Origin of the sequence: Pseudoalteromonas sp. MER144-MNA-CIBAN-0113, assembly GCF_040308965.1 — a bacterium.
In the GTDB taxonomy this organism is placed as follows: domain Bacteria; phylum Pseudomonadota; class Gammaproteobacteria; order Enterobacterales; family Alteromonadaceae; genus Pseudoalteromonas; species Pseudoalteromonas tetraodonis.
The window spans coordinates 1-12,689 of the sequence record NZ_JBEOOG010000028.1 but is presented as its reverse complement, the minus strand read 5'-3'; the positions used below and the strand labels follow the sequence as shown (position 1 = coordinate 12,689).

The 12,689-nt window shown below is 42.6% G+C and carries 10 protein-coding genes and 3 pseudogenes; 9 read left to right on the top strand and 4 right to left on the bottom strand.

The genetic code is table 11. The annotated features are described in order from the left end of the window. The first annotated feature begins 105 nt into the window (after window positions 1-105). Window positions 106-2,001, top strand: coding sequence for a monovalent cation:proton antiporter-2 (CPA2) family protein (locus AAEY57_RS09430; RefSeq protein ID WP_036957005.1), 1,896 nt, complete (start codon window positions 106-108; stop codon window positions 1,999-2,001). Here AAEY57_RS09430 and AAEY57_RS09425 read toward each other — a convergent pair. The 3 genes from AAEY57_RS09425 to AAEY57_RS09415 form a co-directional block, all read right to left on the bottom strand. Then, on the bottom strand, window positions 1,976-2,704 hold the full coding sequence (locus AAEY57_RS09425; protein WP_033103572.1) for a hypothetical protein: 729 nt from the start codon (window positions 2,702-2,704) through the stop codon (window positions 1,976-1,978). The genes AAEY57_RS09430 and AAEY57_RS09425 overlap by 26 nt on opposite strands. A 120-nt stretch (window positions 2,705-2,824) precedes the next feature. Continuing rightward, window positions 2,825-4,621 (bottom strand): alkaline phosphatase, encoded by a 1,797-nt coding sequence (locus AAEY57_RS09420; RefSeq protein WP_128583417.1) that lies wholly within the window; start codon window positions 4,619-4,621, stop codon window positions 2,825-2,827. An 11-nt stretch (window positions 4,622-4,632) separates the two neighbouring features. Then, window positions 4,633-6,222: an alkaline phosphatase gene (locus AAEY57_RS09415; RefSeq protein ID WP_350607618.1), complete on the bottom strand. Its 1,590-nt coding sequence runs from the start codon at window positions 6,220-6,222 to the stop codon at window positions 4,633-4,635. A gap of 300 nt (window positions 6,223-6,522) precedes the next feature. Between AAEY57_RS09415 and AAEY57_RS09410 the strand changes: the two genes are divergently transcribed. Beyond that, window positions 6,523-6,768: a DUF3297 family protein gene (locus AAEY57_RS09410; RefSeq protein ID WP_008112798.1), complete on the top strand. Its 246-nt coding sequence runs from the start codon at window positions 6,523-6,525 to the stop codon at window positions 6,766-6,768. Window positions 6,769-6,945: 177 nt separating this feature from the next. Next, entirely contained in the window at window positions 6,946-7,848 is a 903-nt protein-coding gene (locus AAEY57_RS09405; protein ID WP_350607614.1) for a homocysteine S-methyltransferase family protein, read from the top strand. Window positions 7,849-7,892: 44 nt separating this feature from the next. Here the strand turns inward: AAEY57_RS09405 and AAEY57_RS09400 are convergent. Continuing rightward, window positions 7,893-8,261, bottom strand: a pseudogene (locus AAEY57_RS09400) (alpha/beta hydrolase); the annotation flags it as partial. A gap of 89 nt (window positions 8,262-8,350) precedes the next feature. Here AAEY57_RS09400 and AAEY57_RS09395 point away from each other — a divergent pair. The 6 genes and pseudogenes from AAEY57_RS09395 to AAEY57_RS09370 all read left to right on the top strand — a co-directional run. Further along, window positions 8,351-9,211 carry an IS982 family transposase gene (locus tag AAEY57_RS09395; protein WP_350607611.1) on the top strand — a complete coding sequence of 287 codons (861 nt, stop codon included), beginning with the start codon at window positions 8,351-8,353 and terminating at the stop codon, window positions 9,209-9,211. A gap of 13 nt (window positions 9,212-9,224) precedes the next feature. Beyond that, a pseudogene (locus AAEY57_RS09390) lies at window positions 9,225-9,320 on the top strand (hypothetical protein); the annotation flags it as partial. A gap of 57 nt (window positions 9,321-9,377) precedes the next feature. Continuing rightward, window positions 9,378-9,620: a hypothetical protein gene (locus AAEY57_RS09385; protein WP_350607608.1), complete on the top strand. Its 243-nt coding sequence runs from the start codon at window positions 9,378-9,380 to the stop codon at window positions 9,618-9,620. Further along, complete coding sequence (locus AAEY57_RS09380; protein ID WP_350607606.1) at window positions 9,604-10,119, top strand: hypothetical protein; 516 nt, start codon at window positions 9,604-9,606, stop codon at window positions 10,117-10,119. Before AAEY57_RS09385 ends, AAEY57_RS09380 begins: the two co-directional genes overlap by 17 nt. Beyond that, complete coding sequence (locus tag AAEY57_RS09375; RefSeq protein WP_350607604.1) at window positions 10,119-11,237, top strand: TonB-dependent receptor; 1,119 nt, start codon at window positions 10,119-10,121, stop codon at window positions 11,235-11,237. Before AAEY57_RS09380 ends, AAEY57_RS09375 begins: the two co-directional genes overlap by 1 nt. 145 nt (window positions 11,238-11,382) lie before the next feature. Then, a pseudogene (locus tag AAEY57_RS09370) lies at window positions 11,383-12,636 on the top strand (S41 family peptidase); the annotation flags it as partial. Window positions 12,637-12,689 lie beyond the last annotated feature (53 nt).

The following is a 12,689-nucleotide window of genomic DNA, read 5'->3' as shown; positions in this document are numbered from 1 at the left end:
ATTGCGGATTAGTATGCGTTAATAATGTTTCTTTCACAATTAACTCAAACTTAATTTATAGTAGTATCAAAATATAAATAACTCCTAACCTCAAGAGAGCACCCCATGCTAGAAATTGCTTTAATTTATTTAGCCGCCGCCATTGTGGCTGTTCCTATTGCCAAACGACTTGGCTTAGGATCAGTACTGGGTTATTTAATTGCTGGCATACTAATTGGTCCCTATGCATTGGGAGTCGTAGGGGATCAAACCGATGTAATGCATTTTGCCGAATTTGGCGTAGTGATGATGCTATTTTTGGTCGGACTTGAACTACAACCCTCACGACTATGGAAGCTTCGGCACTCTATTTTAGGGCTTGGTGGCTTACAGGTGGTGCTAACTGCGGCGGTTATTTTTGCCTTTTGTTATTGGTTTTTTACCATGCATTGGCAAACCGCATTGGCCATTGGTTTAATGCTGGCACTTTCTTCTACCGCGATTGTATTGCAAAGCCTCGAAGAAAAAGGCTGGTTAAAGCAAGAAGCTGGGCAAAATGCATTTTCGGTTTTATTATTTCAAGATATTGCCATTATTCCTATTTTAGCGCTACTCCCCTTACTGGCCTTTGCTGCACCAAGTAGTTCAAAACAAATTAGCGATTCAATCATTGCTGACTGGCCTGTTTGGCAACAAGTAGGCGTTTCTGTAGCTGTTATTGCCGCTATTATTGCCGGCGGTAAATATGTTTCTGCGCCACTGTTTAGATACATCGCACAAACTCACATGCGTGAAATATTCACTATTTTTGCATTGTTTTTAGTCGTGGCTATTTCGCTTGTAATGCACAGTATTGGCCTATCACCTGCTTTAGGTACTTTTTTAGCCGGTGTAGTATTGGCCGAAAGTGAATTTAGACACGAATTAGAAGCCGACATAGAGCCCTTTAAAGGCCTATTGCTAGGACTATTTTTTATCACTGTAGGGGCTTCAATTAATTTTGAGCTATTATTTAATCAATTTAGTACCGTGGTTGCTTTAGTTGCCTTATTAATTGTCATTAAAGCCTGCATTTTGTTTGCCCTTGCTGTCACATTTAAAATTAGCTCAAAGCAAAAACTATTGTTTACATTGGCACTAGCACAAGGTGGTGAATTTGCTTTTGTACTTTTAAGCGTGACCACCACATTAAGTATTTTAACCCCAGAACAAACCAGTCTAGTGACCTTAGTGGTTGCGGTATCTATGTTGATAGCTCCTTTATTACTGATGCTGTATGAGCAAATACAAAAACGCAGTAGTAGCACTAAGCCTGAGTTTGATAAACCAGAACAAATAAATACCGCTAAACACGTAATTATTGCGGGCTATGGCCGCTTTGGGCAAATTATGGGACGTTTATTACATGCACAAGGCTACGAAATTACCGTACTTGATCACAGCCCAAGCCAAATAGAACTGCTGCGCCGCTTTGGTAACACCGTATTTTACGGTGATGCTGCTCGCCAAGAACTGCTTGAAGCCGCAGGCGCGCATACTGCACAAATGCTGGTTGTTGCGATTGATAACCCAGATAAAACCATTGAAATTATTAAGCTGGCACATAAAAACTACCCACAATTAAAAATAGTGGCGCGCGCAATCGATCGTCGCCATGCGTATCAATTACTGAATCTAAAAGTGGATGCATTTAACCGCGAAACCGTCGACTCAGCCATTAACTTAGCCATAGAATCACTGCAGCTACTTGGCAATAGCAAAGAAGACGCTGAGCGTGCTGGTAAATTATTTAGGGATCATGACCGTGCATCTGTGTTACAACTTTCTGAGCTTTGGGGAGATGATGCCAGCTACGGCGTTGCAGTACGCCAACGTATGGAAGATTTAAAACAGGTATTACAGCAAGATAAGCAAGCACAGCAAAATTTAAATACCTGTGATGCCAACAATTATGAAAATGGCTTAACAGAAGACTCTGCTAAGCCCAAAAAACGACCTAATGATGATGTCCACCTTGAATAGCCTCACCTTGAGGATTATAAAAACCGGTGGCGCCGTGCTCTATAAAGCCTAGGTTAATCATTTTTGCTAAAAATGGGTCGCTTTCGTTATCGCCAATGTCGGCATAGTCGGTGGTTTGAAAGTTATCCCATTTTGCAAACTGAGCCTTAATAGCTGGTGTGTCATTTTGCACAGCGTCTAAGCTAAGTGACGTGCTTGCTTTATTCGCTAGGTTACTAATACTAAATGTTTTTACTAGTTTTGAATGGGTAAAAAATGCCAAGTTATACTGAGAGTTATTTTCTTCTAAGCTGTAATTTTTTATTTCGTTGCAGCCTTCGCCTTCGGTGCTCACTAATGTCATTTTTTCAATAAGATGATTATCTACCAGCTGTACTTTTGCACTCCAGTTTTGCACTCCTTGCACCTCTGAGGGCTGATATTCAATACCGCGCTGCTGCGCATTAAAATAACGAATAGGCCGTATTTGATTGTTGCTCGTATGTTGCCAAAGCTCTGTTATAACTTGGCTTTGGTGCGCCACTTGTTGCTCATTTCGCCAAAGGGTGAGAGTTTGGCTGTTTTCCTTATTATTTTTAAGCGCTTGTGGAGCCTTATTAATAATAGTGTAAGTGGCTTTTAATACCTGTGGATTGATATCGCACTGCTCAGCAAAGCTGCTTGCGCTAAATAATGCGCTCATTATTAAAAATACTTTTTTCATTGGACTATCTCTTTAGTTAATCGCTTTTAGCTTAATTGCCTTTAACATAACCAAAAATAATGGCAGTTTAATGACATAAAAAAACCCGCACAGTGTGCGGGTTGTTTTATATCGCAAGGTTTATTGCGCTACTTTTTCATCCGCGGCTTTTACAAAGTCAGCGGCAAAGTCCATAACATGGAATAAAAAGCTTTGCTCATTAGTACCTGTTACTAAATGCGCCCCAGGGCCCATTGCATACACACCTACATCTTCGCCTGCGTGAGTTTCTGATGATAGTGGCACAAGTGCCTCTTGGTGAAAACCTGGCGTTGTAGTATCAACATTACTTAAATCAACACGCCCTGTAACGGGTGCTGCTAAGTAAGATGCATCAGCATCGGTTTCTGCACCTAGGTCTCTGTAGCCTAAACCATTAGTGTAACCAACTGTAGTATAAGGCATATCGTCGGCAGCAAGGCTGGGCTCTGTTTGCCCTACACCAACCACTTTACCTAAAATTGGGTTACCGCGTTTAGGGTAGCCCGCAATGGTAAATACGTGACTGTGATCGGCTGTTACTACAATTAGCGTCTCTTCTGGGTTGGTGTTTTCCATCGCTACTTTTACTGCTTTAGCCAGCTCTACAGTATCGTTAAGTGCGTTGTATGCATTACCCGCATGATGCGCGTGGTCAATACGTCCCGACTCAACCGTTAAGAAAAAGCCTTGCTCGTTGTTATTAAGCACATCAATCGCTTTTTCGGTCATTTGTGATAATGAAGGCTCGCCTGCAATATCATTGCCACGGTCGGCTTCGTACTGCATGTGAGATTCATTAAATAAACCAAATACACGCTCAGTTGTGGTTGCATCAATAGCAGTAAAACCCGCTTGATCCATCACATAAGCACCATTTGGATATTGCGTTTTCCACTCGGCGGTTAAGTCGCGATTATCTGTACGATCGCCCTCTACAGCACTAACAGCATCAGCTGAGTTAAACGCGGCATCTTTTGGTAAAAAGTGACGACGCCCGCCACCCATAACCACTTCAATTCCGTCTACATCAACACCACTAAAACGTGCTTCTAGGTTCTTTTCAAAGTTAACCAGCTGTGAGGCAATATCTTCACAATTAGCTGACTCAGAAGCAGGCATATCTGAAATATCTTCCCAGTTACGGTCTGCCGATTTAGCGTAGGTTGCCGCAGGTGTTGCATGAGTAATACGCGCAGTAGAAACAATACCCGTAGACTTACCGGCAATCTCAGCCAGCTCTAATGACGTAACAAGCTCATGTCCTTTGCCTGATGCACAACTACCACGTTCAACCGCTTCGTCTATACCAATTACACCCACATCGGTTTTTACACCTGAGGCCATTGCCGTCATTGTACCGGCAGAATCTGGCGTTTGTGCATCCACGTTATAGGTTTTTACAAACCCAGAGTACGGCATGGTTTCAAAGCTTAATTGGTGATCTTCACCCATTTCACCCTGTAATTGCCCCGCTAAAATACGGGCAGCTGTCACAGTAGAAATACCCATTCCATCGCCAACAAACAAGATCACATTTTTAGCTTTACCCGATTCAGTTACCACTTTACTTGCAGCATCTTGCGCGCCGGCGAGCTTAGTTTGTGCATCACTAAACCATACGTTATTGCTAAGAGACGCCAGCTGCTCACTCGTTAATGAGGTGGCTGGGTCGTTACAGACTAAGTTAGTGTGCGTTACTTCGTTGCTCTCTAATTGCCCGTTTGTATTGGTATCAACACCGCTTTGTGTTTCTACGCCGCCATTGATACATTGTGCTGAGCCTACAGCAATTGGGAGATCGACCGCTAAAATATTATTGCTGTTTTTGTCGTCATCACTCGAACACCCCGTTAATGCGACCATTACTGCTAAAGAAAGTACTGTTAATTTATTCATGTGAGCCGCCATTATCGCTGAGTTAGTTCAAGAGCTTGATTAATTAAATGAAATACAACGTTTTGCTCTATAACACCTTGAGCTAGGTGAGCACCCGGTCCGGTTGCATGCAGTGAAATATCTTCACCTGCGTGTGTTTCAGAGCTCAGTGGTACCGTGGTTTCTTGGTGAAAACCTGGCGTTGTTGTATCAACACCATTTAGCTCAACACGTCCTGCAACCGCAGCTGTTTCATAGCTTGCGTCTGCATCCGTTTCATCGATTAAGTTTCTAAAACCTAGGCCATTTGCATAACCTACTGTGGTGTATGGCATGTTATCAGCAGCTAGCGTTGGTGTAGTTTGCCCTACAGCAACCACCTTACCTAAAATTGGGTTACCACGTTTAGGGTAACCTGCAATAGTAAATACATGGCTGTGGTCAGCTGTAACTAAAATAAGGGTTTCTTCTGGATTGGTGTTATCAACGGCAGCTTGTACTGCTTTTGCAAATTCAATGGTGTCATTAAGTGCATTATATGCGTTACCCGCATGGTGAGCATGGTCAATGCGCCCCGACTCAACCGTTAAGAAAAACCCTTTTTCGTTTTTACCCAGTACATCAATGGCTTTGGTGGTCATCTCGGTAAGTGAAGGCTCGCCTGCTATATCGTTGGCACGGTCAGCTTCGTATTGCATGTGCGATTCATTAAATAAACCAAATACTTTAGTGGCGTCATCGGCAATGCTATTAAAACCGGCTTCATCCATCACATAAGTGCCATTTGGATACTGTGTTTGCCACTCAGTAACAAGGTTACGCTCATCGGTACGATCGCCTTCTACGGCGCTCATAGCGTCAGTAGAATTAGCCGCGGCCTCTTTTGGTAAAAAGTGACGACGGCCGCCACCCATCACAAAATCTAAGCCATCAACATCGGTTCCGACAAAGCGTGCTTCTAGGTTTTTTTCAAAATTAACCAGCTGTGAGGCAATATCTTCACAGCCAGCATTAACAGCCGCTTCGGGCATGTCTGAGATATCTTCCCAGTTGCGATCTGCCGATTTAGCATAGGTTGCCGCAGGCGTTGCATGGGTAATGCGAGCAGTAGAGATAATTCCTGTTGCTAGGCCTTTAATTTCAGCAAGTTCAGTGGCTGTAAGTAACTCATTACCAGCCACCGTTGAGCACTCACCGCGCTCAATATCTTCATCAACACCAATAACACCCACATCGGTTTTTACACCTGAGATCATGGCCGTCATGGTGCCTGCAGAGTCTGGCGTTTGTGCATCCACATTATAGGTTTTAACTTGCGCAGAGTAAGGGAACTGCTCAAAGCTTAAATAGCCTTCTTCGCCAAGCTGATTATTGCGTTGACCTTGTAAAATACGCGCTGCCGTTAAGGTAGAAATACCCATGCCATCGCCTACAAATAAAATTACATTTTTAGCTTTGGTGCTTTTAACCGCTTGTGCTTGCGTTGTTTTAGTTGTTAGTTTTGTTTGTGCGGCACTGTACCAGCTGCTGTCTTTTTGACTTTGCGGTAGAACATTGGCATGACTAACGGCACTAAACGCACAGGTGAGTGCGATTGCCGCAGCGACTTTTTTAATTTTCATCCGTAATTCCCATTATGTAGTGGTTATTTTTAAAAACTGTGAGCTCAAAAACATCAACCGCTGCACTATAGGAAATAGATGTTACTAATAAAGGTAATTTTAATGACAAGAAGGTGACAGCCAAATTTTATATCAATAACACCTACTTTGTATTTCCATCGACTGCTTAACCCTTCTCATAATATATGTAACAGCTCTATAAAAGCACATCACAATATATTAGTTTATTGATCTCTTGCTTGAGCCTAAGCTTGCTATTGCCTACAATAGCGCATAATTAATTCAACGCAGATCACTATTATGACTGATACAAACAAACCAGAATTACCTAATCAACTGTCTATTAACCCACGTAGCAAATTTTATGTAGAAGAAGTATTTGAACATGAAATCGGTATTACACTTAACGGTAAAGAGCGTTTTGACGTTGAAGAGTACTGCATCAGCGAAGGTTGGATAAAAGTAGCGGCACCTAAAGCGCTAGACCGTCGCGGCCAGCCATTACTTATGAAAGTAAAAGGCACTGTAGAAGCGTTTTACAAGTAATAGCTTACTTGTAAAAAGAAAAGCGACACCTTACTAGGTAGTCGCTTTTTTTGTGCCTTTTAAAAACAGCTTTAACATGTTGAACTTTTTTCATACTCAACCTGATGAAGTTTCATTATGAATTTTCAAAAAGTATGTTTGAATAGCTTTAATTATTTAGCCATATAGAAGTCCATCATGAGCAAGTTAATAATATTAGATGGCGGCATGGGTCGTGAACTCAAACGCATGGGCGCGCCGTTTTCACAGCCACTGTGGAGTGCGCAAGCTTTAATAGAAGCACCGCAATGTGTAACCCAAGCACACCAAGGTTTTATAGATGCTGGCGCTGAAATAATTACTGTTAACAGCTATGCATGTGTCCCCTTTCACTTGGGTGAAACGCTTTACCAAGTAAAAGGTGCTGCGCTTGCTGAGCAGGCAGCGGTTATTGCAAAAAAGGTGACTCAAAACGCAAAGCAAACGGTACTCGTTGCCGGTTCACTGCCTCCTGCCTTTGGCTCGTATCGTGCTGATTTTTTCCAAAGTGATCGCGCATTTACTATTTTAGATACCCTGTATAAAGCACAAGACGAATATGTAGATATCTGGATTGGTGAAACCATATCAAACATTGAAGAAGCGCGGGTAATGGCAAGCGTACTGAAGAATTCAAACAAGCCATGTTATTACGCATTTACCCTAAGTGATGAAGTAAGCGAACAAGCGACATTGCGCTCTGGTGAATTAGTATCAGACGCTATCCTAGCACTACTCGAATATAAAATAGCGGGCATATTCTTTAACTGCTCTATTCCCGAGGTTATTGAACAAGCGCTGCGCGACACTAATCGCGTGCTAAAACAGCAAAATAAACATGTTGATTTAGGGGCATTTGCGAATGGTTTTACACCAATCGCCAGTGATTATAAAGCCAATGAAGGCTCGCAAGGTTACCGCGATTTATCACCTGCTGAGTATGTAGCATTTGCTAAACAATGGCATAGCCTAGGCGCAACAATTATTGGCGGCTGCTGTGGTATTGGCCCCGAATTTATAGCAGCGCTGGTAAAGTGGAAAAGCGACATTAAAGCGATTTAATATCAATTATTTAACTATAAAAGCATCGAAAATCCATTGCGAGCTTATTGACTGCTTCCCAATACCCAATCGAGCCCTTGTATTGCGGTGGTTGGGAATGCGGTTGCATGCTGTGCCCCTTCAATAACAACACTTTTTAATTTTATATTATCACTATTGAGCGCATTAATTTTTTTCACAAGTTGCGCTGCGCCTTCAACCATATTTTGCCCTTCACCAAAGGCTGGCGTTTCCTTTGCCCTAACAGATACATAAACCTTTATTGGCATTTGGGGCTTATTCGCTTTTAACGCTAGCAGTGCATTATTATCAAACCAAACCGACGGGCTGCCAATAATATAATTGCTAAATAGCTCAGGCATCGTAAATAAAACAGCGGCGCCAAATAAACCGCCTAACGAGTTACCTATATAACCTGAGCTGCACATAAGAAATGGAACTAAATGCCCATGCGGTGATCAGATCTTTCGACCAAGAAACATAAGATTACCGAGGCAAGGGCATGAATAACTTAGATGCAATTTACGTAGATGTCGATGATTTTTGTTTATTGTTTGAACCTCAGTGGCTTAAACACCTAATAGAATCAGGTGAGAAGCAACGCATTAAGCCGTCTCGACTATCCTCTAGCGAAGTGATGACTATATTAATTGCCTTTCATCAATCAGGTTATCGCGACTTTAAAACTTACTACACCAAATTTGCTTGTCAGTATTGGCGACATTATTTTCCTGATTTAGTCAGTTATACACGTATGTTGAAGTTACTTCAGGCCACGTTACCTGCTCTGTGTAGCTATCTGAAGCAGCGCTTTGATAAACCAACAGGCATTGCATTTATCGATTCTACTTCTCTCAAGGTGTGTCACAACATGCGTATTCCTCGCCACCAAGTTTTCGCGGGAAAAGCCAAGCGGGGTAAAGGAACAATGGGCTGGTTTTATGGGTTTAAACTTCACCTCATCATGAATGATGAAGGTGGTTTATTAGCAGTAAAAGTGACAGCTGGGAATGTTGATGATAGACAGCCGGTGTTAGATATGGTCGATAATGTTACACGTAGTTTATACGCTGATAAAGGTTATGTATCTGCAAACCTAAAAGCGGAACTTGCTGAGCAAGGCATTGATTTTATTATAGGTCAACGAAGTAATATGAAACGTCAGCCAATATCATCTTGGGATAGAGCGATGTTATCAAAGCGTTTTATCATTGAAACAGTTTTCGACCAACTGAAAAATATGGCTCAAATAGACCATACCAGGCACCGCAGCTGCATCTCATTTATGGTTAATTTAATGGCTGGATTAATTGCCTATACCTTTCAGACTAAAAAGCCGAGTATTAAAGTGACTCGGCTTTAATTCTTATGCAGATCTGAGGTTAATTACTCAAAATGGCCTTGATGTCAGTGATGTTTCGCGCGTTGGCCCTGATCACTCAGTCGCATCAGAGGCATCAACCGCAAAACAAATCGAAGTATTACGTGGCCCTGCCACATTATTTTATGGCAGCGGCGCAATTGGTGGTGTGGTTAATGTAGTTGATAATCGGGTGCCAACAGATAGCACTACTCGCGGCGAATGGAACCTTGAGCACAACTCTGTTGATAATCAAAAAGTAGCCTCGCTTAACGCCACTACTGGCACTGATTCTTTTGCATTTTATGCTGATGCCTTTTGGCGTGAAGCTGATGACTATGAAATCCCTGTGGCCGCTGAATTAGCCCACGATGACCATGACCATGACCATAACCATGAAGAACATACATAGTGGCGATTACACCGTTGCAAATAGTAATGAAGAGTCTGACGGCTTTACCCTAGGGGCCAGCTATTTAATGGACCAAGGTTTTGTTGGGAGAGCTGTTGAGCAATTTAATCGTCAATACGGCATTCCAGGCCACACCCACGGTGGCGAAGATGTTAATAGCGCTGAGGAAAGCGTATATGCCGACTTAGAGCAAACTAAAGTGCAGTTGCTAGGTGAATATAACCTTGATAACAAATGGCTTAATAGAGTAAACCTGCGCGCAGGTTTTACAGATTACGAACATGCTGAAATTGAACATGGCGCAGTGGGTACCACGTTTGAAAATGAAACCAATGAGTTACGCGTAAACTTAATGCATAACCCGTTTGCGCTGTGGAATGGTAGTTTGAGCTTTCATTACAAACACAGTGATGTTGAAGCGCAAGGCTCAGAGGCATTCACACCACCGTCACAAACACAAAGCTTTGCTATAGCACTAATCATTTTGGTGACTTTTTAGTGCAATTAGGTGGCCGAGTTGAACGGGTAACTATCGATGCTGATAACGTGTTACTACCTAACATTGATGCACACGCACACAATGACACAGGTGTTCATGACGATCATGCTCATGAAGAACATGCCGGCAATACTCGCGTATTTGACGTAGAACAAGAATTCACTCCTGTCAGTTTATCAACGGGTGTTGTGTGGGATTTTGCACCTAGTTACAACTTGGGTTTATCGGTATCTCGTTCTGAGCGCGCTCCTTCGGTGTCTGAGCTATTATCATTCGGCCCTCACATTGGAACTGGTACTTATGAAGTAGGCGCACTATTTGATATTCATGAAGACGGCCATTTTGGTTTATCTGAGCAAGCGCTTGACCTAGAAACAGCAAACAATATTGATTTAACGTTTCGTAAAACCCAAGGTGATATCGGTTTTATTCTTAATGCTTTCTACAACCAAGTAGACAATTATTATTACCAAATCGACACAGGCCTATACGCCGAAAGCGGCCACGACCATGGTGATGAGCATAATCATGACCACGGTGACGAGCATGATCACCAACATGATGACGAGTACGAAGCTGAAAAAATAGCGAACATTGCAGCCGTTGGCGATTTACGTATTGGTAGTATTTATGGCCACGAAGATAGCGAGGCCTTTATTGGCGTAGTGTCTGGTCACGGCGGCGGCCCTGCAGTGCTCTTAAGCATTAACCCTGCGGAAGCTGAAATGGAAGAATTTGAATGGCAACTAGCCGATGGCGCAAGCGCTGTTTCTTACTCTTTCTCAGCGAACGGTGAGCACTTTTTAGTTTTAGACAGCCTTGGTTTTTTAAACGTGCTTGAGGCGCATGCGCACGACGGCGAAATACACTGGGAGCTAACAGGTCAAGTTTATATTACACAAGAAGATGTAACAACCATGCCTGAAGGTATGAAGTTTAGTATGACAGTAGCGCAAAATGGTCAGTTTGCTTACGTAGCCGACCCAATAGCCCAACATGTTGTGCAAGTACACCTAGAAGACTTAGAAATTGAAGGCGAACTAGAACTTACATTCCCACCAGCTGCAATCACTTGGTTAGGTATTGCACAAGAGGAAGAACACGCACACGAACATTAATTTTATATCTGTATTTACTTAAAGGTTGGCGCTTTTTGCCAACCTTTTTTATTCACATTTTGTAACAGACCTTTTATCGTAAGTGCATCGCTATTTTTCACCTTATTGTTATGATGGGATAGCTATTAATATAGGATGTAATTCCATGAAAAAACTAACAACATTGGCTCTTGCCTTGGCTGCAGCAATCGCGCCGGGTGTATCGGCCTATGAGACTAAAGACACTCGTTTACTCCGCTTTCCAGATATCCATAACCAAACCGTTACCTTTGTCTACAGTGGCGATATTTATATTGCGAATACGCAAACAGGCGAAAGCAAACGCTTAACCGACCATATTGGATTTGAAGCATTTCCTAAGTTTTCCCCTGACGGTAAGCGCATTGCATTTTCAGCCGAGTATAACGGTAGCCGACAAATTTATGTGATCAACAGTGACGGTTCAAACCTAAAGCAACTTACTTATTATAATGACGTTGGCCCAATGCCACCGCGTGGAGGTTTTGATTACCGCGTTTTAGATTGGACCGCCGATGGTAAAAATGTGGTATTTAGAGCTAACCGCACACCATGGGGAAAACGTATGGGCCGCCCTTACATGGTGCCTGCAGATGGCGGACTTGAACAGCCATTAGCGATTCCAGAAACTGGTGGCGGCATGCTATCTCCAGATGGCAGCAAATATGTTTACACGCCAATTGATCGAGAATTTCGTACGTGGAAACGTACTCGTGGTGGTCGTGCGCAAGATGTATGGATTTATGATTTAGAAAAAAACACATCAGAACAACTAACTACAAACCGTGCAACCGACCAGCAACCAACTTGGGTTGGTGACGATATTTACTTTGTGTCTGACCGTGATTACACGCTAAACCTTTACCAGTACCGCAAAGGCAGCGAACCAAAAAAACTTACCAACTATAAAAACTTTGACGTACTTTGGCCTTCAGCTGGCCCAAATGCGATTGTTTATGAAAACGGCGGTTATTTATATCGCTTTGACGCAAAAACACAAAAAAGCGCTAAGCTAAGCATTAACATTGCTGGCGTGCGCCAATACGCAATGCCGTATAGCAAAAATGTTAGCGATTTTATTGATTCTATGTCGCTCTCTCACGATGGTAAACGTGCTGTATTTACTGCCCGTGGTGAGCTGTTTAGTGTACCAATTAAACAAGGGCCTACACGCAACTTATCTTACACAGAAAAAAGCCGCGAAATAGATGCAAGCTGGTCACCAAATGGGCGCTACATAGCCTACATGAGCGATGAAAGCGGCGAGTACGAAATTTACTTAAAAGATCGCAGTAAAAATAATGCTATTAAGCAACTCACTAGCAATGGCACTATTTGGCGCTTTACGCCCATTTGGTCACGGCAAGATCATTATAAATTGAACTTATAGAATATGTAGTGATCAGATCAAGGCATAATAATCACCTTGGTCAC

Coding starts and splice junctions, on each gene's coding strand:
- AAEY57_RS09410 (WP_008112798.1), top strand. CDS start 6,523: ATGACTGATACAAACAAACCAGAATTACCTAATCAACTGTCTATTAAC.
- AAEY57_RS09425 (WP_033103572.1), bottom strand. CDS start 2,704: ATGAAAAAAGTATTTTTAATAATGAGCGCATTATTTAGCGCAAGCAGC.
- AAEY57_RS09380 (WP_350607606.1), top strand. CDS start 9,604: ATGAAGAACATACATAGTGGCGATTACACCGTTGCAAATAGTAATGAA.
- AAEY57_RS09405 (WP_350607614.1), top strand. CDS start 6,946: ATGAGCAAGTTAATAATATTAGATGGCGGCATGGGTCGTGAACTCAAA.
- AAEY57_RS09430 (WP_036957005.1), top strand. CDS start 106: ATGCTAGAAATTGCTTTAATTTATTTAGCCGCCGCCATTGTGGCTGTT.
- AAEY57_RS09420 (WP_128583417.1), bottom strand. CDS start 4,621: ATGAATAAATTAACAGTACTTTCTTTAGCAGTAATGGTCGCATTAACG.
- AAEY57_RS09395 (WP_350607611.1), top strand. CDS start 8,351: ATGAATAACTTAGATGCAATTTACGTAGATGTCGATGATTTTTGTTTA.
- AAEY57_RS09415 (WP_350607618.1), bottom strand. CDS start 6,222: ATGAAAATTAAAAAAGTCGCTGCGGCAATCGCACTCACCTGTGCGTTT.